Here is a 21873-nt window from a genome sequence, read left to right as displayed (position 1 = left end):
CCGCCTGGGAATGGGCAGCGCTGGTAAGCTGATTTGCATTCATGAAAAACCAACCGCCCACCACCTGGGATGACCTGCGCGTGCTCCTTGCGCTTCACCGCCACCAAAGCCTGCTTGCCGCAGGCGCTGCCCTGGGCCTGTCCACCTCCACCGTCGCGCGGCGCATCGAGGCACTGGAGCAATCCCTGGGCCGCGCCCTGGTACACCGCAGCAGCGCAGGGACGACGGTCGAGCCCGATGCGATGGAACTGGTGGAACTGGCCGAGCAATTCGAGCTGGGACTGGGCGGCATCAAGCGCGACGACCGGCCCGATGAGAAGGCCCATGCGCTGACCGGCACCATCCGCGTCAGCATGGGCGAGGGCTTCGTGAAGCCCGTGACCGCCGTGCTCTCGCAGTTGAGAAGCGCGCACCCCGGGCTGCATATCGAATTGGCCGTGGAGTCGCGCTTCACGGATGTCGGGCGGCGCGAAGTGGACGTGGCGCTCAGGGTCGGGCGCTCCAGCTCGGCCGTGGTGGTGGAGAAATGGGCGGGGCAATTGACGTTTGGCCTGTACGCCTCGCACGGCTATGTCGAGCAGCGCCTGCCGGGTCGCCACCTGCGCGTGCAGGACTTCGCCAGCCACGACTTCGTGGGACAGGACCTGGCCACCGGCCGGCAGGACGCATCCAACCAGTGGCTGGCCAGCCGGGGCGCCACCCGGTTCGTCTTTCGATCCAGCTCCGACCTGGCCCGCCAGGAGGCCACGGAGCAAGGGCAGGGCATCTGCCTGCTGCCCGACGCCATGGCCCATGCCGTACCCGGCCTGGCACGGCTGGAGGTGGACGCGCCGCTGCCGTCCTGCCCGGTGTACCTGGCCTATCACCGCGACCGCCGCAACGTGCCGGGGGTGCGGGCAGTCATTGATGCGCTGGGTGCGGCGCTGGCCGATGGGCTGCAGCCGCCAGCGGAAAAAGCGGCAGTGGAACGACCCGGAGCCGACCTTCGCCTGGCCCGATAGCAGTCTTTCAAGACGCGTGCTGGCCGGCTTGCTCAGACGTCAAACGACGCGTTCGCCCCCTCCGTGACGAAGCTCACCTCGAACTCTTCGCATTCGAATTCGTCGGGAGACTCCCAAAGCTTGCTCGCCATCTCGAAGACATGGTCCGGTACGACCATGGAAAACGTGGGACCTCGCTCTTCATTCCTGCGTCGAACACGCGCACGACGGATTTCCAAGGGCGCGTCGAGGACATGGAGGTGAGGCGGAAATCCTTCGTTCGTGATCATTCGACAGAACTGGATTCTTGGTTGCTGCTGGATCAGGCCAAGCTCGAGCACAACGTCTCGACCCGACGCCAGTATTCTGCGGCTGTGGTTCCATATCAGACCCAGCAACCGTTCCTTTCGCTCAACATACCAAGGCACAAAATCGCCGCCCGGGCGGTCTGGGCTGAACAGCGTCGCAAACCACTCGTCGAGCGGGATGTGCACGCCGTTGCTGCTTGCAGCCAGAGCCGCGCCGAAGGTGGATTTGCCAGCCCCTACCGGGCCTTCGATCAAATGAACTCGAGACATGCTTGACGGTCACGGATTAAGAAACGGGCGAGATTATGACGTGGCCTCCACCGCCCGCTCCTGGCAGGCTGCGACTGTCGCAGTGCCAAGCCCTTGCGCCAGGGCCCGGCGTGGCTGGTGCTGCTCATTCTCTTCAGGCGCGGCCCGCCGTGTGAGCCGCGCCATGCAGGTAAGACCGGAGTGCCAAGCGGCCTGATTGCGGCTGACAACACCCAACGGAAACGGTCACGTCAGGCCGCGACTTCCGCGAGCAAGGTTTTGGCGGCAAGCTTGCCGAGCGCATTGCCAGCCAGCGGGCTGTCGCCCGTGATGAGTTGCCGGTCCCGGTGCACCGCGCCCGAGATGCCATCGTTCACGATCTCGATGCCCAAGGCCTTGAGCCTTTCGCCGAACTTCCAGGTCAGGTGACCCGGCATGTAGCCGATGTCGGGGGTCTGCGCGTCGAGCGCGTCGGGGAAGGCACATATCTTGTAGCCACGGTAAATGTCGCTGTCGCCAACCGCGAGGAATGCGGCAGGGCCGTGGCACAGAGAGATGACGAACCGGTTGTGGCCGACCGCCCATTCCAGCGCCGCCCCCACGTCACGGCTGACGGGCAGGCCGATCAGTGCGCCATGCCCGCCAGGCACGAAGATGGCTGCATATTGCTCCAGGCCCTGCGCAAGCACAGACGACAGGCGCAGCGGCTGCTTGAACTGCGGGTAGTACTTGTTGAAGAAGCCCTTGACCGGTTGGTTTGAATTTTCAATGTGCTTACTTCTTGTGAATTTCAATTGTCAATTGAATTTTTTATTGATAACTCGAATCTGAGTTTGCATTGACTGCGTAATTTCAAGGTGGCCAAGCGGTTTGCGGATGAGGGGTTGTCTGCTGGGATGTCGTGAAGCGCATGGCGTTCTCATGCAGACAGTGCGCGCCACACCTTGCGCATATTTGCCGAAACCCGAAAGAGCGCGGCGGGCTCGGTCTCATGGAGGCAAGCCCAATACATGATTGTTGATCTGTGAAGCTCCGGTCTCGACAGCAGAAGTGGCTCCAAGGCCGACCAGGCAGCGTCGAACTCGGATGGAGGCTCCATGTCTTCGCCGCTCTGGATCAGTATCTCCATGAGGGAGATACGCTCATCGTCGTTGAGATTTCCCGTGCAATAGAGGTCGAGGAACTCGCCGAAACGCCCGCCGTCAGCCACCTCCCACTCCCAGTCCTGCATTTCTACGGAGAACCGCAGCGCGAGCTGCGCCGCGAGCTTCATGCGTGCGGCGCAAGTGGGGGCGCGAAGCGGGCCATTGGAGTGCTCTTTGGCCATGTGCTGCCTCAAGACTAGGTGTCCGGTGCCGGGCGGGTTGCCGTGATCCCCTGTCGCCATTCACTGAATCCAGTTGCCGCGCCGGGCATGAATGCGTGTCCATCCGTCATCGATCTTGCCGCCGTTGATCTCGCAGGAAGCTGGCGTCTGCGTCGTGCCCTGCACCCTGGCGCCCGTGTGGTTTGTCATGGAAACGGGGGCGGCAACCACGAGGGTCACCACCCGGCGATCCTTGGTGGCGCTCAGGTACGTGGCGCCGGGGGGCAGGCCGGCATTTTTCTGGTACCAGTCAAGGCACAGGCGCGCTTCTTCCTCCAGCATGGAGGAGGGCGATAGAGCCTGCGGCGCGGGGGCAGACGCGGGCTTGGTGGCGGGCTCGGTCGGCATTGCTTCCCGCAAAGGCCCGGGGGATGCAGGGGGCGGATCCAGTTGCATGGGCCTGGTGGTGGTGCCTTGCGGGCAAGGGGCATCCTGGTACCAGGTTTTTCCATCGGCAAGGCATTTCATGACGGCCTGGGCATCGGGGGCCAGGCCGGCTGCCGCCGCCATCCACAGCAGGCTTTTCAGCAGGGCGGTCTTGTTTCGGAGGGGCTTGAGGGAAGTGCGCTTTGCAGGTCTGCTGCCGCCAGTGGATGAATGGGCCATTGAGTCTCCAATGAAGTGAACTGGCTGCTGCGAGCCTTTGCCCCCGGCGTTGCCAATGCGCTGAGGGGCTGGAAATGACGGGTTTCCTGGCTCTTTTGCGGCCCCGTGCAGCGGTTATACGTCAGCCACTTCAACCCACCAATTCACCTGCCGAGCCAGACTTCCTCGAGCAGGCCTTGTCGGTGGCGTTTGCCATGGATCGCTTGCATTTGAAATAAGTGATTGCTAAAGTGTCGTCATGCCCGAGAACGACATCTTCAAGGCCCTGGCCGACCCTACGCGCCGCTCCATCTTCGAGAAGCTGGCCGCTGGCAGCATGCATGCCAGCGCGCTGCGCGAGGGGATGGAGATCAGCCAGTCGGCCATGTCCCAGCACCTGGCCGTGCTGCGCAATGCGGGGCTGGTGAGCGAGCAGCGCCAGGGGCGCTTCATGCATTACGAGGTCGATCCCGAAGGGCTGGCGCAGATTGCGGGCTGGCTGGCGAAGTACCGCGCCTACTGGCCGCAGCGCGTGGATGCACTCAAGGGCCTGCTCAAGGACATGGACCAATGAACAAGATGAGCAATATGGACACCGACGATGCGGCCCGCGAGCTGGTGCAGGAGTACGCGCTGGACGCTCCGCCCGAGAAGGTCTGGCGCGCGCTGAGCATTCCCGAGCTGCGCGCGCAGTGGCTGCCGGGCACCGAGCATGCCGAGCCTTTGCAGCAGGTGCCGCAGCAGGAACTGCGCCTGCGGCTGCGCGAGGCGGAGCCGCCCTTTCTTGAAAGCACGGTGGACCTGCAGATCAGCCCCGCAGCCGATGGCGGCACGCTGCTGCGCATCGTCCATGTGCTGACCGATGCGCGGGTGCAGCCCGCCAGGGAAGCGGCCAACGACGGCGGCTTCCTGATGTACGCGACCTGATGCACCTGACCTGATACACGCGACCTGAGGGCCCCGGCAACGGGGCATGCGGCGCAGGGCCGCAGCCCTTTCTTTTTTCACCACCACACACAGGAGTTCGCCCATGCGCGAATCGATGATGCTCGTCCCCATGGTTGTCGAACAGTCGGCGCGCGGAGAGCGGTCCTTCGACATCTACTCGCGCCTGCTGCGCGACCGCGTGATCTTTCTCAACGGCGAGGTCAACGATGCGGTCTCTGCCCTGGTCTGCGCGCAGCTTCTGTTCCTGGAGGCGGAGAACCCGGACAAGCCCATTCACCTCTACATCAACTCGCCGGGCGGGGTGATCACCAGCGGGCTGGCCATGTACGACACCATGCAGTTCATCAAGTCACCCGTGCACACGCTGTGCATGGGCACGGCGCGCTCCATGGGCTCCTTCCTGCTCATGGCCGGCGAGCCCGGACACCGCATGGCGCTGCCCAACGCCAGCCTGCACGTGCACCAGCCGCTGGGCGGCGTGCAGGGCCAGGCCTCCGACATCCGCATCCATGCCGAGGAAATGCTGCGCACCAAGGACCGCGTGACACGCCTGTACGCCCAGCACTGCGGCCGCAGCTACGAAGAGGTGGAACGCGACCTGGACCGTGACCGCTTCATGACCGCAGAAGAGGCCCGCGAATGGGGCCTGATAGACAAGGTTCTGGACCGGCGCACGGCAACCCTCTGAGCCGCAGCGCCAGCGCCAGCAGGGCGCAGCTCACCGCGCCCCCCTTCTCCCCAATCCCGTATGTCCGCGCCTGCGTCGTGGCGGTTGCGGGGTTGCAGTCCTGCCGAAGGACAGGACTGCTTCGTCAACTGACTCGCCGTGATGTTTGAACGTAGCGCGCAGCGCGAAGTGAGTTTCACGGCAAACCCCGCAACCGCCACGACGCAGGTTGCCCGCAGCGAAGCGGAGGGTCGCGGACATCCGGGTCGCCTTCTTTGATCTGACCTTTCTTGGCGAATCAAGAAAGGGCAGTCGGCCGCCGGGCCGAGACCCGGCCTCGAAAAACAACCACCCGGCAGGGGCAAGAAGCAGTCCCCTGGCCCACGCCAGAAGCCTGCGAGAGGCACTAACCCCGCCCCCTCATCACCCCCGCCAACAACGGCATCCCCGTCCTCCGAGTGAACTCCTCATAACTGATCGGCGCACTCATCCGCGTATCCGCACTGTTGGCCTGCCAGTGCGCCCAGGCACGCCCCGTGCTGGCGTCATAGACCAGCTTGAAAATGTGGCTGGGCACATGGACCTTGCCCGGCCCGATGGTGAGCGGCTGGCCGTCGAACACCGGCCCCGTGAACACATAGACATCGCCCTGGGCGCGCTGGGCGTAGCGGCGCGTGTCCTGCTCAACCTTGCTCCAGACGCCGCCGTTGTGGGTCTGGTCCTGCGGAACCATGTTGGCCAGGCTGAAGCTCTGGGCCATGGCCTCGGGCGAGTACATGTCGCCGGCCGGCGCCATGTGTCCGCGCGAGTAGCCGGAGCGGCGGTAGTCGTCCAGTTCGGCGCGCTCGGCGCGGGGCAGGCGGGCATCGGCATAGAACTTGTCGCTGCGCTTGAGGCCCTGGCCCTGGTCCAGCAGTTTGCGGTTCAGGCGCTCCACCACGAAGACGGGCGTCTTGGTCTGGCCGCTGTGCAGCACGGCAAAGGCGCTGAAGCACAGCTCGCGCTGCTGGGGCTGGACCTGCAGGGCCGGGGGCTCGCCACCGGGGAAGAAATCGCGGCAGTGCGAAAAGCCCGTGGCCATGCTGCCGGCAGGCGGGCTGCCGCCACCGGAGGCCGTGCCCGAACCCGTCTCCGGCTGCTTGCGCAGGTGCTCCAGCCCCGGGATGGGCAGGGTGGACAGGAAGGGCGGCTCGGGAAGCTTGGGGTGCCAGTTCGGGTCCAGGCTGCAACTGGCGATCTGGAAGGTGCCCGCTGCCGCCACCAGGGCGGCGAACATGGAGCGCCACAGTCCGCTGCGGCTGGAGGCTTTCTTCTTGGAGGCGGGGGAGGAACTGCGCTTGCGCGCGGAAGGCTTCTTGTTCTTGACAGTCATTCGGGGGCGGCAGGCGCTGGCCGCTGGGAGGCAAGTCCGCGATGGCGCGGGTTCTGATTCGGGTCCTAGGAATTCTCCTATGTTTCCAGGCCCCCAAATGTTTCCAGATGCCCTGAAAGCGGGCCGCGCATGGCCTGATTTCAGGTCTTGGGCTGGAGGTGGGCAGCCCTTGGTTCGGCAGGCGCGCCGAACCAGCACAGCGCCAGGGCCAGCACCGCGATGCCGCCCAGGGCCATGACGTAGCCGATGTCGTCCAGCCGCCAGCCCTGGGCGAGCAGGAACACGCCCAGGAACGGTCCCAGGCCGTCGCGTACATCGGCCAGGAAGAAGTTGAGCCCCGGCAGCCAGCGCCGCGCATGGTGGTGTGTGCGGTGCATGGCGGCTTCCTTCAGCGCAGCGGGCCCTTGAACACGAAGAAGGCGCCCAGGCAGATGAAGCCGAAGCCCACCAGGTGGTTGAGAGTGAGCTTCTCGCCCAGGTAGAGCACGGAGAAGACGGCGAACACCACCAGCGTGATCACCTCCTGGATGGTCTTGAGCTCGGCCGCGCTGTAGACCTCATGGCCGAGCCGGTTCGCGGGCACGGCGAAGCAGTACTCGGCCAGCGCGATCAGCCAGCTCACCAGGATGACGAGGTACAGCGGCCGGTTCTCGAACTTCAGGTGCCCGTACCAGGCGAAGGTCATGAAGACGTTGGAGATCAGCAGCAGCAGGACGGGGGCGATCTTGGGGGACATGGCGGGGTTCGGTGAAAACAGGAAAGCCGGAAAGCAGAAAAGCAGGAAGGGGCAGGAGCCCGCCCGGCCCCTGGGACCGGGCGGTGGTGTCAGCGCGCGCGGTCGTACAGCGGCTGCAGGTCCGACAGGCTGGCCCCCATGCTGGTGGCCTCCAGCGAGGTGCCGTGCGCGCTGCGCGTGCCCAGGCCCGAGGCGGCAAACAGCTGCCCCGGCTGCAGCGGCTGCTGCAGCGCATGGGGGGCAAAGCGCACGATGGCGCCGTCGGACAGGATGACGCCGTTGGCATCACCGCGCGGGCCGGTGAGGACCACATCAATGCGGCCCTGGGCCTGCTGCGTCTGCAGGCCGGCCATGCGCAGGTGCGGCGGCATGGGGCGTGCGCCGTCGCGGGCGGGCGGCTGGTCGTACACGGTCTGGCCGCTGGCCGAGTTCACGATGGCATCCGCCTTGACCGCACCACCGGCTTCGCTGCGGCCGATGATGCGCACCGTGTCGCCCACCTTCACGGCTGCCGTGAGCGCGTCGGACATATGGGGCGGGAACCGGACCACCGTGCCGTCGGTCAGGCGCAGGCCGTCCACCTCTCCATACGGATTGGTCAGCAGCCGGGCTACGGCGCTTTCGAGCACGGCCTGTGCGTGCGGCGCGCCAGGCCCTGCAGGGGCTGAAGGGGCCGAAGAGGCGAAGCCGCCGGGCGGCACGGCATGCGCATTCAATGCGCTGGAACCCAGCCACAGAACGGCGGAGGTAAGAACAAATCGGGACATGAGGGCTCCTTGGTTGGCGATGGACACGCATCCGTCAATGCAAGTGCCATGCCATCAGGAATCCTCATGAAATCAAGGGCTTGCAGCGGGTTCTGTGGGCCGGGCGTCCGATGCGGAGACAGCAGGTGTCACCGTATCGGACACATGCGGCGCCGTCCGTGCGTCCGTGCGTCCGTGTGCCCATTGCGGCCTCAGCCCAGCCCGAACTCCGCCAGCTTGCGGTACAGCTGCTGGCGCGAAAGTCCCAGGCGGCGCGCGGCTTCGGCACGATTGCCCGCGGCTGCGGCCAGGGCACGCGTGACCATTTCGCGCTCCAGCTGGGCGACGGCGGCGGCCAGCGGGCCGTTCCAGTCGATGGCGGGCCCGTGCGCCACGGCAGGCTGCAGGCCGATGTGCTCGGCCCCGATGACCGGCCCGGGGCACAGCAGGGCCGCGCGCTCCATGGCGTTGCGCAGCTCGCGCACATTGCCGGGCCAGTCGTGCGCCAGCAGCAGGCGCGCGGCGTCGGCACCCAGGCGCTTGGGCGAGGCGCCGCCGCCTTGGCGCAGGAAATGCTCGGCCAGCAGCAGCACGTCGCCCAGGCGCTCGCGCAGCGGCGGCAGGTGCACGGGCACGACCTGGAGCCGGTACCAGAGATCCTCGCGAAAGCTCCCCTGCCTGACGGCAGCCGGCAGGTCGCGGTGCGTGGCCGCGATGATGCGCACGTTCACCGGCAGCGCCCGGCTGGCGCCCACGGGCGTGATCTCGCGCTCCTGCAGCGCCCTGAGGATCTTGGCCTGCGTGGGCAGCGGCATGTCGCCCACTTCATCGAGGAACAGCGTGCCGCCCTGCGCCTCGCGAAAGCGCCCGGCACGGTCGCTGACGGCGCCCGTGAAGGCGCCCTTCACATGGCCGAACAGCTCGCTTTCCATCAGTTCGGCGGGAATGGCCGCGCAGTTGACGGCCACGAAGGGGCGCTCCGCCCGGGCGCTGTTGCGGTGCAGGGCGCGCGCCACCAGTTCCTTGCCCGTGCCTGTCTCGCCCAGCACCAGCACGGTGGCGTCGCTGTCCGCCGCCAGGCCGATGCGCTTGAAGACCTGACGCATGGCCTCGCTGCCGCTGACCAGCTCGGCGTCATCGCCTTCCGGCTCCTGGTTCTGCTCCGGGCTCTGCGCCGTGTTCTCGCGGCTGCCGGCCTGGCCCGCACTGAGCAAGGCGCGCTCCAGCACCTCGACCAGCGCGGTTCTGGCAATGGGTTTGGTCAGGTGATCGAAGGCGCCCAGGCGCATGGCCTCGATGGTGTTGCTGCCGCTGGCATAGGCCGTGAGCATGATGCAGGGCGCCCGCGAGAGGCTACGGGCCTTGCGCAGGAAGGCCAGGCCGTCCTCGCCGGGCATGCGCAGATCGACGATGGCCGCATCCACCGAACCGGCCTGCAGGATCTGCAGCCCCGCCGCCACGGTCGGGGCCTGGCTGACCCCATGGCCAAGGTCGCCGAGCATCTCGGCCAAGCTTTCACGGAAGGCCGTGTCGTCGTCCACGATCAGGATGCGGGCCATGGAAATTCCATTTCTATGCGGGTGCCTCGTGTTGTCTTGCCCAGCGCGATGCGGCCGCCATGGGCCAGCACGATTTCGCGCACCAGCGCCAATCCCAGCCCGGTGCCGCCGGGGCGTGCGGTGGTGAAGGGCTCGAACAGCGTGTCGCGCAGCTCGGGCGCAACGCCCGTGCCGTCATCGGCCACCCACAGTTGTAGTGGGCCGCTGTTGGTGCCGCCGCGGTCTGCCCCCAGTTCCACCCGGCCGCCGGCCGCCGTGTGCGCCAGTGCGTTGAGCAGCAGATTGTCCAGCGCCCTGGCCATCTGCGCGGGGTCCAGCAGCGGGCGGCGCCCGTCCTGCAGGTCCCGGGCAAGGCCGGTGGACACTGCCGTTGCCAGTTGCACGCCGCTGGCCTGGGCCAGCTCGGCATGTGCCTGCAGCCTTTCGTCCAGCAAATGCTGCAGGTCCACCGGCTCCGGTTGCACCCGGAAGGGCTGGGTCAAGGCCAGCAGGCTCGATACCAGGTCTTCCAGGCGCGCGGTCTGGGCCAGCACGGCCTCCAGGGCGCCCTGGCTGCGCGCTTCGCGCAGTGGCGCGGGCGCTGCCAGCGCGGTCTCTGCCTTCATGCGCATGGTGCCCAGCGGATTGCGGATCTCGTGCGCCAGGCCTGCGGACAGCCGGCCCAGGGTGGCCAGCCGTTCGGCGCCGAGCAGTTGCTGCTCCATCTGTGCCGACTGCCGCTGCCAGCGCCGGAGCATTCTGCCCAGCCACAGGCCCGAGACCAGGACCATGCCCAGCAGCAGGCTGACGGCAAGGATGAGGGGGTTGACCACGTCGGCGCTGATCAGGGGGACGCGCATCAGTGTCCAGGCCACCAGCCCAGGCGCATCTGCCTGGGCCGGGCAGGCGGCAAAGACCACCGCCTCGCGCAGTCCGGGGCGCAGGTCGGTCACCAGCCCCGCGCTGTCCCGCGCGCGCTGGGCGGTGGAGGTGATGCGCTCCATCTCCGCACTGGGAGCATCGCGCTTGATGCCCGAGCCGTCATAGGTGGGAAAGGCATAGGCCACGACACCGGGGCCCTCGCGCCAGAAGCCGCCCTCCATGCCGGGGCGCTCGCGCAGCGCCAGGTCCAGCACGGCCTGCGCGGCGGACCGGGCCTGTGCGCTGGGCGTGTCCGCCATCAGCCCCGCCAGCCCCATGCGCGCGGCCCCGGCCTGCAGCGCGCTGCAGCTGACGCCAGCGGCGTCGCGGGCCCGGGCAATCTGCGGCTCGGTGCCCTGCCGTGTCAGCAGCAGCAGCAGCCACGCCAGCACGAGGGCGACGGCCGAGATGGTGAGCCAGAGGATCGCCAGATCCCGTTGGATGGACTTTTGCGGGGACAGGGCCGGCTCCTGAAGTGATGCGCTGGAACATACACCGAAAGGGGGGCGTGTCGGGCAGGCCTGTGCGCCATGGCGGGGTGGTCCCTGGGGCGGGGGATCTTTCCGGGACAGGCATTGGAGAGGCCGCAATTGATCGAAAAATGCCGGCTGTCTTCCCCCATCTACGGCTGCACCTGGCCATGACCCTTGCCCACTGGCTTGTTTTCTGCGGCGCCTCTGTGCTGATGTGCTTCACCCCCGGGCCGGCCGTGCTGCTGGCCATCTCGGCGGGCCAAGGCCTGGATCCGGATGGGCCCATCTGAGCTGGTCGTGGAGAACCTGGAGGTGCTCCCAGCGAATGGCCGCCAAGTGCTTGGATGTGCCCTTGCCTGGGAGGTTTTTGCAGGCATGCTTTGCGGCACTGGGAGTCTTGATGCGAAGCTGCGTCCGCACATGCCTGATGAAGAGCGCCCCGCACAATGTGGCGGGGCGCCGTGGTTGCCGTTCAGGGCGTAATCGGTGTGAAAGTGAGCAGGTATGCGGAATCCCGTTCAGCTTGGATGGATGCGCTCTGGATCACGACCGCCCCGTCTGCGGACACCACCATGCCGGAAGTCCATGCATAGATACTGCTGGAGTCGCCGGGTTTGACGGTGCTTGCCGGCAGCACAGTTGACTGCGTCTTCAGTAGATTGCCGCTTGGTGACAGGATATTGAATTTCCAGTTATCCATCATGTCCACAACGATGATTCTGCCGTCCGCCGCCACGATGAGCGTATCTGAATTGAGGCTTAGTCCTTGCGTGAGCATTCCCGCCCGCGAGAGGTCCTCCGGGCTCCAAAGGGAAACCCCGCCGCCGTACGACAGCATCAGAACGCGCTTGCCATCCCGGGAGATCGCTATACCACCCGCCTGCGGCAGGCGCTCCTGAGCCGGGCTTGCCAGATATGGCTTTGTGAACGAGAGCGTACCTGAGTCCACCTCGCTGTAATCCATGTCCCAGTAAAACGGCGTGTTGGGACTGCGCTGCCTGGAACTCGTCGAGTAGATACGGAGACCATCCGGCGAGACAGCAAGATAGCTCGATTTCAGCACTGAGAAAAACTGCATTTGATCCCGCGGCCGCTCGGCTGTGGCGACCTTGGTAGCCAGAACTTTGCCGTCGGATGCCCGGAAGATCTGCCCTGTTGTCAATACAACGATGCCGATGCCATTGGGACGGGCGTAAACCATATCCACATAGCCGCTGTCGAAGCCCGTCAGGACGGTATCAAGCGGCCAGGACGCGGTCAGTTGCCTGCTCCGCAGATCGAAGACCCTGAGTTGGCTGGAGGCCCAGTCGACCGCATACAGGAAGGCACCGTCCGAAGACGCCACCATTTTCCCGAACGCCGCACCTGCAGCAGTCAGCGTGCCCTCCTGAGCGCCAGTGTAGATGTTGTACACGTCGATCTTGCCGCCACCGGAATGGGCATAGGCATGTGGCCTGACCGGGTCAGCCAGCAGATACTTGTACCGGGCTATTTCCGTGGTGCTGCTTGCCAGCTGACGCACCGGGCCCTTTCCCTTCCACAAGGCAACGACCACGGGCTGAGCTTCACCCACGGTGGCGTCCGGCGATGTGACCGCGACGGTTGCATAGCTGATGGTGTTCTCTGCAAGCGCGGAAGGGTCGGCCTGAATCTGCAGCGCCTCTCCAACTGCTCCGGACGGTGTCACAGTGAGCCATGGCTGGTCGGAGCGAGCTTGCCAACGGCCTGCCTGCCCAAGATTGTCCGACACACTGATCGACCGTGTGAGAAGAGCGAAATCAGACATGCTGGTCAGTGCAACGCCCGTGTCCGATACCAGCAGCTTGTGCACCGTGCGTGGCTGAGCCCAAGGCTTGACCTCGATATCGTACGCAATCTGCCATGGTGAACCGGAATAGGGCTGGTTGCACACCTGAGGATCGTCCAGGCACAGTTGCACCTTGAAGAAGCCCTGGTATTTGCCCGGTTTCAACGTGGGCGACAGTGACATGTTCGCTTCATAGCTGGTGGCGCTCAGCGCCGTCACGGTGGTCTCGTTGGCGTCAAGAACACCGGACGTGTCCACGATCGCCACGTTGACGCGTTCCACAATCGTCTTGCTGGAGGTGGCCACCACAGTAATGGGCACCGCAAAACTGCGCTCCTTCGCCGTATGCGAAATTGATGCCGGGCTGAAACTGAGCCAGGAGTTGTCGGCGCCACCCCCGGTGCCAGGGGTTCCTGTTCCCGGATTTCCTGTTCCTGGGTTTCCTGTTGCCGGAGCATCACCAGATCCTCCACCACCACAGCTTGACAAAATAAACACGGCTGACAGCAATGCTGCCGCCATCCATATCGGCTTAGCCATATTTCCCTCTCGAGTTCGAAATTTCTGGATACAACGGAGCCGTGATTATGGCGAGTGTCTGGGTTCCAGACTCAGGCCCGGCTATTTGATGCGCAGTATTTCATCTGGATTGCCTGGGCAGAGGTCACAGGTACCTGCTCCCGGACTGGCTGCTGTCAGGTTTGCCGTGCAAGTAACGGCGCAGGGCCGCGGCGTTACGTGACATAGCCCGTAACGCGCAATGGTCAATCGGCCTAGTCTGCATTCCCAGGTTCAATCAAATCAATGGGTTACAGAAAGACGCCGGCTTTCGGAAAGGGCGCCAGCCCATGGCACGCTTGTTGCAGCAGGTTGCAAAAAGCTTGTCGCAGTGCCTGGAAAACCATGTGCTGCGCCACCCGCCCCATCGATCGCAGTCTTTCGGAGGAGAAACCATGGCCGCTCTCTCGTTGTCGCTTGCAGGCGTGGCCCTGTCGCGACTGCGCACCAGCCCTGACAGGGCGCGCAGCAAGCCGTTGAATGTGTCCGGTTCGTTCGTGTCTGTGGCGGTGCCGCGTGCTTCTGCTTTTGCTTCTGCTCGCGAGGCCGGTGATGGAGGCATGCATGCACAGGTGGCGCCGGTGGCGCTGCTGACGCGCGTGAGCGAGGGCGTGCGCATCGTGCGGCGCAATGATGTGATCGCGGCCCAGGCCGGCGCCTTGCTGCAGCAGGGCGATCGCGTCATCGTGCCCCAGCAGGGCAGCGCGCAGGCCGTGTTCCAGGAGCAGGACGGGCAGGCGCTGCTGGGCAGCTTTGCAGGCGGCACGGACGCCACGCTGGCGTATTTCAGCCGCAAGGCAGATGCCTGCTCGGTGGTCTTTGACCTGGTGGCCGGCCATGTGGACCTGGCGCTGTCGGCCGTGGATATGGGCGCACTGGGCGCATTGGGCGGCGGGCCCGCAGGCCAGGGGCGCAGGGCGATCGGATTTCACTGCTATTCACAACCCATTGCAGGCCGTTGAATGAAGGAGCACACCATGCACGACATCATCGAAGCTCCGCACGGCGACACCCCCGTGGACCTGGCCATCTGGCTGTCGCCCCTGCGGACCTGGCGCAGCGTCTACGGCAACGGCTTCTGCGACGAGGCCATGCAGGCCTGCGTGGAACGGCTCAGGGGCCTGGGCATCGATGCCGAATCGCTGGAGCGCGCGGGCGATACGCTGCTGGTTCGCGGGTTCGACCCCCGCACGATGGCCGACACGGTACTGCCTGGCAATCAGGCCCGGCATGGCTGGATGCATGCGCTGGAGTCCTCCCTGGTGCGCGAGCCGGTGGTGGACGGCTCGCGCCAGGCCTATCTGCGCGCCGAGGTGCAGGCGCTGGGCTGCGTCTCCCTGACGGGCCTGCACGAGATACGCGGCAAGGGCCACGCCACGGCGGGCGTCCAGGACATGGCGGTGCGCAGGATGCACCCCAGGCTGATCAAGGGCTACCAGGCCGACATGCAGTTGGCGAGCCGCCTGCTGGACGATCTGCGGCTGGGCCACCTGGCGCTGGCATTCCAGCCCGTGACGCTGCTGGAGCCCGCAGGCCTGGCAGGGGGAGGCAGCGGGACCGGCGCGGGCCGCACGCTCTACCACGAGTGCCTGCTGCGCCGCAGCGTGTTCTCTGCCTACGACAACTACGCCGTGCCCCATGCCATCGAGGCGCTGGAGCGCCTGGGCCTGGCCGCGCGGCTGGATCGCAGCGTGCTGTGGTCGGTGATAGGCGCGCTGGAGATGAAGACCGGCCACAGCCTGGGCTGCAATCTGTCGGCTGCCTCGTTCTGCGACGACGCCTGGTGGGAGGGCGTGTTCGACTATCTGGAGGACCGGCCCGAGATCGCCCAGCGCCTGGTGCTGGAGATCACCGAGACCGGCGCCTTCCCCTGCGAGAAGGCCGCGCTGGGCCTGGTGCGGCACCTGCAGATCCTGGGCGTGCGCGTGGCGCTGGACGACATCGTGCCCCGGCGCGGCGGCCTGGACATTCTGGGCAAGCTGCGCGCCAACATCGTCAAGATCGACAAGTCCGTGCTGGACCAAAGCCTGCAGGCCCGGCCTTCGGCCCGGATGATGCAGGGCCTGGTCAGCCTGTGTGCCGACCGGGGTGCCTGCGTGATCGTGGAGGGCATCGAGTCCGCCCAGGGCCTGGAGGCCGTGGCGCTGGCGGGAGCCCATGGCGCGCAGGGCTTCTTCATCGCCCGGCCCTCGCTGCATGGCCTGCTGGACCAGGTGGTGCGCGTGCAAGACGTGCTGGAGGTGCTGGAGGCGACCGAGGTGCAGGACGACGACGAGCTGGACATGGCCCTGAGCTGGAGCGGCATGGAGCGCATGTCTGCACTTTCGGCGGCCTCAAGCGTGTCTGGCGCGTCTGCCGCATCGGCGGTGTCGGCCGCCGAGTCCGGCATGGGCACGGGCTTTTTCCTGCGGGCGCGGGCCTGATCCCTGGACCGGGCCCGGGCCCGGGCCTGGCCGGGGCACATGCCGCTGCGGCGCCTCACTCCAGCATGAGCGGGCCGGCCTTGCGCCGCGCCATGGCCAGGCGGAACAGGTCCATGAAGCGCGGGGCCACGTTGGAGATGTGAAAGCGCTTGCCCGTCTCGCGCGCGGCCCGGCCGTAGCGCTGGCGCCGGGCCGGATCGTCGCGCAACTGGCGGATGGCGCCTATCCAGGCGTCGTCGCTGTCGGGCAGCAGCAGGCCGTTGACATCGTTTTGCACCAGCTCCGGCACAAAGCCCCAGTTCGATCCGATCACGCAGCCGCCGCGCGCCAGGATCTCCATCAATCCCCAGTTGGCCACGCCGTAGCGCAGCGGATAGAGGAACAGGTCCACCGAGGCCAGCGTGCGCGCGAACTCGTCGTACGGCAGCTTGCCCGGAAACTCCACCACCTCGGCGGCCGGGTGGATCTGCAGCAGGTGGTCGCGAAAGCTGGCTACCTTGCCCTGGTAGCGGCGCTCCACCCATTGCTGTTCGTAGCCATAGGTCACGGCCGTGGGGTCGCCCAGGGCGATGAAGCGCATCTGCCGGCCATCGCCCTCGCGCACCAGGCGATCGACCAGGCGCATGAAGGTCTCGAAGCCCTTGGAGCTGGACAGGTCGCGCGATGAGAAGGCCACGGTGAAGCGCCCGTCCTGGCGCGGCGGCGGCTCGGCCTGCTCGTCGGGCGCCTGGATGTCGAAGCCCTCGAACTGCACGGCCACGCGCTCCTGCAGCAGCGGCGGGAACAGCGAGCGCGCATGGGCGCTGGGCGCGATGGTCAGGTCGCTGCACAGCACCTGGTGGTAGTGCAGCATTTCCATGTTGCGGTCGGCCAGGCGCTGGGACAGGTCGGGCGGGTAGTCGGGCTCGTTGCCGTGCACGCGGTAGCTGGGGAACTCGATGTAGCTGACGATGGCCGCATCGATCTCGCCGTACAGCAGGTTGGGCGCGGCCCACAGCGAGTGGGCGACCACCACGTCGATGCGTTTTCCCTTTTCCTTCTCGAAGGCCTGCAGCCCCTGCAGCAGGCCGCGGCCGATGCGCGCCGAGCGCTCCACCTTGCTGGAGTAGTAGTAGCTTTGCGGGCCGACGATGTCGCCATCGGGCCGGAACGACAGCAGGTGGTCGCACTGGCTGGCGTAGTTCTCGGCATGGCCGGGCATGGTCATGAACCAGCTGTCGGCCGCGCCGCTGGCGCGAAGGTGGCTGCACAGCAGGCTGTACTGGCTGGGGTAGACGGCGCTGACGAAGATGATGACCGGCTTGTCCTGCATGTTCGTGGAGGTCTCCGTGGCGTGGGGGGATGGGGATGTGTCGGAGGGCGTGCTCAGCCCGGCACGGGCACTTCGGGCTCGCCGTCGCTGATCTGGTACTTGCGCATCTTTTCCCAGAGCACCTTGCGGCTGATGCCCAGGTGCTGGGCCGTGTTCTGGCGCTTCCAGTCGTTGGTGTTGAGCGCCACGATGATGCGGTTGCGCTCGTCCATGTCCCAGTTGCTGCGGTCGGCCAGCAGGGGCTCGGCGGCACCCGCGTCCGGCGGGAAGGTGGTGGCCGACAGGGCCTGGGCGTGCTGCAGGATGCGCTGCGTGGCGCCGTCGGCGTTCCAGTCGCGCGTCTGGCGGGCGGCCACGCCGATGCGCTCGGCCAGGTTGCGCAACTCGCGCACATTGCCGGGGAAGTACATCTGGGCCACGGCGTCGAGGATGAAGAAGGGCGGCTCGCCCAGCTCCTTCATCGTGGCCTCGCCCACCACCTTGTGCAGGATGGCGTGGAAGATGGCCAGCTTGTCGGCCTCGCCGCGCTCCTCCAGGCTGGGGATCTGCAGCTCGATCACGGCCAGGCGGAAGAACAGGTCGGCCCGGAAGCGCCCCTCGCGCACCAGCCCGCGCAGCGGCTTGTTGGTGGCCGCCACCAGCCGGAAATCCAGCCGCACGGCGGCGGCCGAGCCCAGCCGGGTGATGGCGCGCTCTTCCAGCACGCGCAGCAGCTTGACCTGCTGGTACAGCGGCAGGTCAGCAATCTCGTCCAGGAACAGCGTGCCGCCGTTGGCCTGCTCCAGATAGCCCTTGTGGGCATTCACCGCGCCCGTGAACGAGCCCTTGGCATGGCCGAAGAACAGGGACTCGAACAGCCCGTCCGGGATGGCGCCGCAGTTGACCACCACGAAGGGGCCCTGGCCGTAGCGGTTGTTGCGCTCGTGCAGCCGCTCGGCAATGCGCTCCTTGCCCACGCCGGTCTCGCCGATGATGAGCACGCTGTGCTCGCAGTCGGCAAAGGTGTCCACGTCGCGCAGCAGGCGCTGCATGCAGTCGGCCACGGCGATGATGTCCTCCGAGCGCTGCACCTGGCGCTGGTTGCTCTGCATGCGCCGCAGGATGCGCACCAGCATGGCGCGCAGCTCGGCCCCCGTGAAGTCGAAGGGCAGCACATGCGAGTACTCCATGGCATAGGTGCCGGCGTTGGCGTCGCGCTGCTTGGCGCTGACCCACAGCACGGGCATGCCGAAGGTACCCTCCACGCCCTGGCGCGTGAAGCGCGCGCCCTCCAGCACCGAGACGCTGACCACGGCGATCGCATTGCCCAGCTCGCTGGTGTCGGCGGGCAGGGTCAGCCCGTCGGCGCGCACTACGTCCACGCCCAGGTTGAGCACGCAGCGCTCCACCCGCTCGGCGATGTCGGCCTGGCCTTCCCAGACATAAATGACCAACTCGTCCAGATTCACCTCAGTCTCGCTTTTTGGTTGTTTCAAAGATTGAATGCGCTGCTATTGAACGATGACGCCGTAGTTGCAATCGGCCCAAAGCAGCTCGACGTCTGCGTACCCGACTTGGATCCCAAGCGCTTCAAGCAGCGGTCCGAGCAACACCCCGTCCAGCAACGCCAGGACCGGCATCAGCACGACATTGAGCAGCCCCAGAACGCCGCTGACGATGCCAACGAGGCCGTTGACCAGGCCATCAACGATGCTGCTCACGAGTCCCAGGTCCAGGCCTAGCAACTTCAGCCCCGAGGTATCAAGCTCCACTTCCAGCAAGCCTGCATTGATGGCGTTACCGATGGATTGGCCCAGCTGCTGCTTCATGCCCACGCTCTTGATGAGCGCTTGCTCGGTTCGGGGCTTGCCTTTTTCATAGTCGTAGTAAAGGCTGGAATAAGCCCCGGGTGCATTGACCGGGAGATCCAGCTTCGCCTTCAGGGCAATGGGTGCTTCCACCACAGGGATAAGTCCCAGGAGCAGCTTGATATCCAGCTTCAGGCTCAATAGATGGAATTTTTCCTTGGTCAGGCTTTCCCAGGGCGTAGTGGTGTTGGTCAGGGCCGCAGGCACATTGCCAAGAAACACATGTGCCAGGCCAGGCCTGGCATCAATGCGGACACGGTGCTTGTTGCCTTCGTATCTGCAGATGACTTCTTCGAGCCTGCCATCTGCCGATCCCACCTCGACATAAAGCGGCAGGTTGACCAACTGGCCTGCAGGCATGGAAACCTTGACGCTGGCCAGCAGCAGGTTCAGATCCAGAAGACTGGATTTTCCAGCCACCGGAGTGAGGGCCTTGATATCCAAGAAAGTGCGTATCTGGCCAGTGTGCGCCGTGGTTCGGGGTTTGCCGGTGCTGTCGTAGCCGGGAGGACCCACGGCAATGACGGGTGGTTCTATGATTTTTGCCTTGATGGCTACATCGGCCAGCGGTTTCAGGTCGATACCGGTCTGCAAGGTGGCGGCAGAGTCCGCGTTGGCCACCTGCAATCCCACCATCAGGAGGCTCAGGGCACTGACATCGGCGATCAATGCGGACATCGGGTTGTCTTTGAAGAGTCCGATGTCGAGTAAACCGTTCTGGCCAGGAGCCTTCAGCAGGGAGATGACGGTGTTTTGGATATTGACTGCGATGGGCAGCTTCAGAAGCTTGTCCAGCGCAGCTATTGCGATGTTGGCGGTGTCGCTGCCAGGAGAGTTCTGGATGACACTGATGCTGGATTCCAATAGTTTGGTCAGCAGCACATCGGCATTGAGCAGCTCATCATAGGTGCCGGCGGAGATGTTCAACGCCTCCTTCAATCCCAGGAGGTTGACCTTGGTGTTGGCAAGCCCTTGGTAGTCCACCAAGGTCAGATTGACATTCGTTCCCAACAGCATGGTGAGCAGTCGATTGAGTGCACCTTCATCCAGCTTGGCCACGCCGGAGCCTAGGGAAAAAGCCGCAATAGGATCATCTGGAATCGCCGAAATGGATTCGGCATAGATCTCCCTGTTGCCCAGGAAAGGCAACAGCTGCAGGCTTTTGCCTCTGAGCCGAACCTGGGCTGCATTGAAGGGGGCTGCCCCAAAGGCGGGGCCGGCATCCCTGCTCCATTTGAGGCAGCGCACGCTTTGCTGCAGCGGAGCAGGAGACACCCCTGTCGGCCATTTCCACTGGCTGGCGATGCTGTTCATTCCCGCGGCCTCCGCGGCAGTGCAGGTGGAGGGGTCCACGAGCGCACTGATGGCTTCCAGGGCGGCAAGATCCGCGATCCGTTGAAGATCGCGCTTGGCGTAGTACATGTAGCCAATTTGTGCCGTTCCGAGAATGCTGATGAGTACAGCCAGAAGCAGGGCGAACTGTATCAACACGGTTCCCCTGCTTTTGATCAAGCCTCTTTTCTGAAGGGCGGACGGATAGATTCGCATGGCAGCCTCTCTTTATGGCGCATACCTGAAATGCACCACGCTTTGTTCGCTGATTCGCTGCGGTTCATTGATGAAAAAGGTATTGCTAAGCAAAGGAGGAAGCTGGTAGCTGATCTTGAAGGAAAAGCTGCCTGGCGGAGAGTTTGCGGAAGAGGGGCAAGTCCATTCGAAAGAGCCCATCACCAGAGGCTCGTCCGGCAAGGAGCTTCTCTGTAACCCCAGGCGCGCCACTTGGGAAACCCTGTCTTGAATGACGGTTCGGTTCGCGTTTGCGTTGGGAATAGTGCAGGGATAGTTGGCACCCGTGGAGATCAGGCTGTGGGCGATCCGCGCACCATCTCCCGCGGCACGGGTGACAGCTTGGTGTGCCTGGAAGTAGCGCCACCAGACCAAGAGGCCCATCAGCATGGAGATCATCAAGGCTGCAATCAACGCAAACTCCAGTGCGGCGATGCCACTCTGTGTCCGGATTAAGGATGGATGGGCAACCCGTTGGCGCATCACAGCATCCTCCTGTCCGCCAGCAGGGCGGCGCTGGCTGTCAGGCTGTTGGGAAGAATGATTTTGATTCCGGCAATTGATGGCGCAATGGCCTTGCTGGGGTAGTTATCTATCCTGTAGGAAATGAGGATGAGGCAGGGGGTGCCGATGTCGCAGGCCAGAGTGTTGTTCAGCGGGCTGTTCTGAAAGCAGGTGGTATCGCTGAGGCGGCATACCGTGAACTGGATATCCGCTACTGCAGGTCTCAGATCGTCCGGAAGCCAGGCCAGCATTTTCTGTACCGAGGCGATGGCGGCCTGTTTTCTATGAAGCCAGTTCGGCGCGTTGACTCCCACGGGATATCTGAGCGCGGCACGCGCCCCTTCCTCGACAGCGAACTGCATCGACTCCCGAACGAAGAAGGTCAAACCATAGCTGACGATGGCGTACAGCAGCACGAAGAACACCGGGAAAATGATGGCCCACTCCAGTGCGTACACGCCGCGCTGCCGGCTATGCCGGTCCATGCAGAGAGGATGCGCTTGCGTACTCATGATGCATGTGGCCCGGGGGGTCAGCGTGTCGAGGCCACGCCGGTATCTATGCCGGTGGTGTAGTTGGCCGGTATCTCGCTCTCGAAGCTCTTGAGGTAGCGCTGATAGCTGCGCGTGGCCTGAGCAGCGTCTATGGTGCGTTTGCGCTCGGGCTGGGCGGAGCGTTGTAGGGCCAGGAGCCGCTCCGTGGCATCGCCAATGACGATCTGCCGAATGGGGAGATGCCTCGGCATGGCCTCTGGGCCCAGGCCGGTGGGCGATGGAGCTGCGTCTGCCGTGCTCTGTGCGGTGAGCACGGCAGACGTTTGCAAAGGCGTCACGGTGCGGTCATCCGATTGCTGGGCTTGCAATGCCTTGGGAGACATCAGCATCAGGCCAAGCAGCGGCAGCGTGGCGCATAGCCCTGCGAGGCGTTTGGCGTCGAGTGTGACTTTGCGTTCAATGCATTGCATGGC

Annotated in this window: 23 protein-coding genes and 1 pseudogene; 7 read left to right on the top strand and 17 right to left on the bottom strand. The window is 65.2% G+C overall.

All coding sequences use genetic code 11. The annotated features are described in order from the left end of the window. Window positions 1-41 precede the first annotated feature (41 nt). On the top strand, window positions 42-1001 hold the full coding sequence (locus tag ACFPFG_RS10325; protein WP_380106345.1) for a LysR family transcriptional regulator: 960 nt from the start codon (window positions 42-44) through the stop codon (window positions 999-1001). A gap of 32 nt (window positions 1002-1033) precedes the next feature. Here ACFPFG_RS10325 and ACFPFG_RS10320 read toward each other — a convergent pair whose 3' ends face one another. From ACFPFG_RS10320 to ACFPFG_RS10305, 4 genes are all read right to left on the bottom strand, one after another. Beyond that, a complete protein-coding gene (locus ACFPFG_RS10320) occupies window positions 1034-1558 on the bottom strand; it encodes a P-loop nucleotide/nucleoside kinase family protein (RefSeq protein WP_183020248.1) in 525 nt (174 codons plus the stop codon). 230 nt (window positions 1559-1788) lie between these two features. Next, a complete protein-coding gene (locus tag ACFPFG_RS10315) occupies window positions 1789-2331 on the bottom strand; it encodes a type 1 glutamine amidotransferase family protein (RefSeq protein ID WP_380106342.1) in 543 nt (180 codons plus the stop codon). Window positions 2332-2456: 125 nt separating this feature from the next. Next, window positions 2457-2864 carry a hypothetical protein gene (locus ACFPFG_RS10310; RefSeq protein WP_197957154.1) on the bottom strand — a complete coding sequence of 136 codons (408 nt, stop codon included), beginning with the start codon at window positions 2862-2864 and terminating at the stop codon, window positions 2457-2459. 60 nt (window positions 2865-2924) lie between these two features. After that, window positions 2925-3185 carry a hypothetical protein gene (locus tag ACFPFG_RS10305; RefSeq protein WP_380106340.1) on the bottom strand — a complete coding sequence of 87 codons (261 nt, stop codon included), beginning with the start codon at window positions 3183-3185 and terminating at the stop codon, window positions 2925-2927. A 562-nt stretch (window positions 3186-3747) separates the two neighbouring features. On the opposite strand from ACFPFG_RS10305, the gene ACFPFG_RS10300 reads away from it, so the two are divergent. The 3 genes from ACFPFG_RS10300 to ACFPFG_RS10290 all read left to right on the top strand — a co-directional run bounded on the left by ACFPFG_RS10300 (window position 3748) and on the right by ACFPFG_RS10290 (window position 5124). Beyond that, window positions 3748-4062 carry an ArsR/SmtB family transcription factor gene (locus tag ACFPFG_RS10300; RefSeq protein ID WP_012203973.1) on the top strand — a complete coding sequence of 105 codons (315 nt, stop codon included), beginning with the start codon at window positions 3748-3750 and terminating at the stop codon, window positions 4060-4062. Next, on the top strand, window positions 4059-4415 hold the full coding sequence (locus ACFPFG_RS10295; protein WP_313284392.1) for an SRPBCC family protein: 357 nt from the start codon (window positions 4059-4061) through the stop codon (window positions 4413-4415). The genes ACFPFG_RS10300 and ACFPFG_RS10295 overlap by 4 nt, the downstream gene beginning before the upstream one ends. Window positions 4416-4518: 103 nt before the next feature. Continuing rightward, window positions 4519-5124, top strand: a complete 606-nt coding sequence (locus tag ACFPFG_RS10290; protein ID WP_353241197.1) for an ATP-dependent Clp protease proteolytic subunit — start codon at window positions 4519-4521, stop codon at window positions 5122-5124. A 385-nt stretch (window positions 5125-5509) separates the two neighbouring features. Here the strand turns inward: ACFPFG_RS10290 and ACFPFG_RS10285 are convergent, their stop codons facing one another. The 6 genes and pseudogenes from ACFPFG_RS10285 to ACFPFG_RS10260 all read right to left on the bottom strand — a co-directional run bounded on the left by ACFPFG_RS10285 (window position 5510) and on the right by ACFPFG_RS10260 (window position 10808). Further along, window positions 5510-6475 (bottom strand): DNA/RNA non-specific endonuclease, encoded by a 966-nt coding sequence (locus ACFPFG_RS10285; protein WP_380106337.1) that lies wholly within the window; start codon window positions 6473-6475, stop codon window positions 5510-5512. Window positions 6476-6690: 215 nt separating this feature from the next. Further along, window positions 6691-6852 (bottom strand): annotated as a pseudogene (locus ACFPFG_RS10280) (MFS transporter); the annotation flags it as partial. A gap of 11 nt (window positions 6853-6863) precedes the next feature. Next, the gene (locus ACFPFG_RS10275) at window positions 6864-7211 is read right to left on the bottom strand and encodes a DMT family protein (RefSeq protein WP_012203978.1); all 348 of its coding nucleotides are present in this window, start codon (window positions 7209-7211) and stop codon (window positions 6864-6866) included. Window positions 7212-7300: 89 nt separating this feature from the next. Next, a complete protein-coding gene (locus tag ACFPFG_RS10270) occupies window positions 7301-7978 on the bottom strand; it encodes a hypothetical protein (protein WP_380106335.1) in 678 nt (225 codons plus the stop codon). A gap of 191 nt (window positions 7979-8169) precedes the next feature. Beyond that, the gene (locus ACFPFG_RS10265) at window positions 8170-9516 is read right to left on the bottom strand and encodes a sigma-54-dependent transcriptional regulator (protein ID WP_380106333.1); all 1347 of its coding nucleotides are present in this window, start codon (window positions 9514-9516) and stop codon (window positions 8170-8172) included. Next, entirely contained in the window at window positions 9501-10808 is a 1308-nt protein-coding gene (locus ACFPFG_RS10260) for a sensor histidine kinase (RefSeq protein ID WP_374620012.1), read from the bottom strand. Before ACFPFG_RS10260 ends, ACFPFG_RS10265 begins: the two co-directional genes overlap by 16 nt. A 248-nt stretch (window positions 10809-11056) precedes the next feature. Between ACFPFG_RS10260 and ACFPFG_RS10255 the strand changes: the two genes are divergently transcribed. Next, window positions 11057-11179, top strand: coding sequence for a hypothetical protein (locus tag ACFPFG_RS10255; RefSeq protein WP_374620009.1), 123 nt, complete (start codon window positions 11057-11059; stop codon window positions 11177-11179). Window positions 11180-11361: 182 nt separating this feature from the next. On the opposite strand, the gene ACFPFG_RS10250 is transcribed toward ACFPFG_RS10255, so the two are convergent. After that, the gene (locus ACFPFG_RS10250) at window positions 11362-13236 is read right to left on the bottom strand and encodes a hypothetical protein (protein WP_380106330.1); all 1875 of its coding nucleotides are present in this window, start codon (window positions 13234-13236) and stop codon (window positions 11362-11364) included. Window positions 13237-13649: 413 nt separating this feature from the next. On the opposite strand from ACFPFG_RS10250, the gene ACFPFG_RS10245 reads away from it, so the two are divergent. Next, window positions 13650-14216, top strand: coding sequence for a hypothetical protein (locus ACFPFG_RS10245; RefSeq protein WP_312379470.1), 567 nt, complete (start codon window positions 13650-13652; stop codon window positions 14214-14216). A 15-nt stretch (window positions 14217-14231) separates the two neighbouring features. Continuing rightward, the gene (locus ACFPFG_RS10240) at window positions 14232-15677 is read left to right on the top strand and encodes an EAL domain-containing protein (protein WP_183017604.1); all 1446 of its coding nucleotides are present in this window, start codon (window positions 14232-14234) and stop codon (window positions 15675-15677) included. Window positions 15678-15732: 55 nt separating this feature from the next. Here the strand turns inward: ACFPFG_RS10240 and ACFPFG_RS10235 are convergent, their stop codons facing one another. Genes ACFPFG_RS10235 through ACFPFG_RS10210 form a run of 6 tightly spaced genes read right to left on the bottom strand, consistent with a single transcriptional unit; the run spans window position 15733 to window position 21870 of the window. Then, on the bottom strand, window positions 15733-16989 hold the full coding sequence (locus tag ACFPFG_RS10235; RefSeq protein WP_183017605.1) for a glycosyltransferase: 1257 nt from the start codon (window positions 16987-16989) through the stop codon (window positions 15733-15735). A 53-nt stretch (window positions 16990-17042) separates the two neighbouring features. Next, the gene (locus ACFPFG_RS10230; protein WP_312379475.1) at window positions 17043-18437 is read right to left on the bottom strand and encodes a sigma-54 dependent transcriptional regulator; all 1395 of its coding nucleotides are present in this window, start codon (window positions 18435-18437) and stop codon (window positions 17043-17045) included. Window positions 18438-18479: 42 nt separating this feature from the next. Then, window positions 18480-20384 (bottom strand): pilus assembly protein TadG-related protein, encoded by a 1905-nt coding sequence (locus ACFPFG_RS10225; RefSeq protein WP_312379476.1) that lies wholly within the window; start codon window positions 20382-20384, stop codon window positions 18480-18482. Window positions 20385-20396: 12 nt separating this feature from the next. Continuing rightward, on the bottom strand, window positions 20397-20885 hold the full coding sequence (locus ACFPFG_RS10220) for a TadE family protein (RefSeq protein ID WP_197957147.1): 489 nt from the start codon (window positions 20883-20885) through the stop codon (window positions 20397-20399). Then, entirely contained in the window at window positions 20885-21418 is a 534-nt protein-coding gene (locus ACFPFG_RS10215) for a TadE/TadG family type IV pilus assembly protein (protein WP_197957146.1), read from the bottom strand. Before ACFPFG_RS10215 ends, ACFPFG_RS10220 begins: the two co-directional genes overlap by 1 nt. Window positions 21419-21438: 20 nt before the next feature. Beyond that, window positions 21439-21870, bottom strand: a complete 432-nt coding sequence (locus ACFPFG_RS10210) for a DUF3613 domain-containing protein (protein ID WP_197957145.1) — start codon at window positions 21868-21870, stop codon at window positions 21439-21441. Window positions 21871-21873 lie beyond the last annotated feature (3 nt).

The organism is Delftia deserti (assembly GCF_042653485.1).
Classification (GTDB): Bacteria; Pseudomonadota; Gammaproteobacteria; order Burkholderiales; family Burkholderiaceae_C; genus Comamonas; species Comamonas acidovorans.
The sequence above is the reverse complement of the archived record's forward strand: the minus strand, read 5'-3'. Positions and strand labels throughout refer to the sequence as shown.

Coding starts and splice junctions, on each gene's coding strand:
- ACFPFG_RS10325 (WP_380106345.1), top strand. CDS start 42: ATGAAAAACCAACCGCCCACCACCTGGGATGACCTGCGCGTGCTCCTT.
- ACFPFG_RS10320 (WP_183020248.1), bottom strand. CDS start 1,558: ATGTCTCGAGTTCATTTGATCGAAGGCCCGGTAGGGGCTGGCAAATCC.
- ACFPFG_RS10310 (WP_197957154.1), bottom strand. CDS start 2,864: ATGGCCAAAGAGCACTCCAATGGCCCGCTTCGCGCCCCCACTTGCGCC.
- ACFPFG_RS10305 (WP_380106340.1), bottom strand. CDS start 3,185: ATGCTGGAGGAAGAAGCGCGCCTGTGCCTTGACTGGTACCAGAAAAAT.
- ACFPFG_RS10300 (WP_012203973.1), top strand. CDS start 3,748: ATGCCCGAGAACGACATCTTCAAGGCCCTGGCCGACCCTACGCGCCGC.
- ACFPFG_RS10295 (WP_313284392.1), top strand. CDS start 4,059: ATGAACAAGATGAGCAATATGGACACCGACGATGCGGCCCGCGAGCTG.
- ACFPFG_RS10290 (WP_353241197.1), top strand. CDS start 4,519: ATGCGCGAATCGATGATGCTCGTCCCCATGGTTGTCGAACAGTCGGCG.
- ACFPFG_RS10285 (WP_380106337.1), bottom strand. CDS start 6,475: ATGACTGTCAAGAACAAGAAGCCTTCCGCGCGCAAGCGCAGTTCCTCC.
- ACFPFG_RS10275 (WP_012203978.1), bottom strand. CDS start 7,211: ATGTCCCCCAAGATCGCCCCCGTCCTGCTGCTGCTGATCTCCAACGTC.
- ACFPFG_RS10270 (WP_380106335.1), bottom strand. CDS start 7,978: ATGTCCCGATTTGTTCTTACCTCCGCCGTTCTGTGGCTGGGTTCCAGC.
- ACFPFG_RS10265 (WP_380106333.1), bottom strand. CDS start 9,516: ATGGCCCGCATCCTGATCGTGGACGACGACACGGCCTTCCGTGAAAGC.
- ACFPFG_RS10255 (WP_374620009.1), top strand. CDS start 11,057: ATGACCCTTGCCCACTGGCTTGTTTTCTGCGGCGCCTCTGTGCTGATG.
- ACFPFG_RS10250 (WP_380106330.1), bottom strand. CDS start 13,236: ATGGCTAAGCCGATATGGATGGCGGCAGCATTGCTGTCAGCCGTGTTT.
- ACFPFG_RS10245 (WP_312379470.1), top strand. CDS start 13,650: ATGGCCGCTCTCTCGTTGTCGCTTGCAGGCGTGGCCCTGTCGCGACTG.
- ACFPFG_RS10240 (WP_183017604.1), top strand. CDS start 14,232: ATGCACGACATCATCGAAGCTCCGCACGGCGACACCCCCGTGGACCTG.
- ACFPFG_RS10235 (WP_183017605.1), bottom strand. CDS start 16,989: ATGCAGGACAAGCCGGTCATCATCTTCGTCAGCGCCGTCTACCCCAGC.
- ACFPFG_RS10225 (WP_312379476.1), bottom strand. CDS start 20,384: ATGCGAATCTATCCGTCCGCCCTTCAGAAAAGAGGCTTGATCAAAAGC.
- ACFPFG_RS10220 (WP_197957147.1), bottom strand. CDS start 20,885: ATGCGCCAACGGGTTGCCCATCCATCCTTAATCCGGACACAGAGTGGC.
- ACFPFG_RS10215 (WP_197957146.1), bottom strand. CDS start 21,418: ATGAGTACGCAAGCGCATCCTCTCTGCATGGACCGGCATAGCCGGCAG.
- ACFPFG_RS10210 (WP_197957145.1), bottom strand. CDS start 21,870: ATGCAATGCATTGAACGCAAAGTCACACTCGACGCCAAACGCCTCGCA.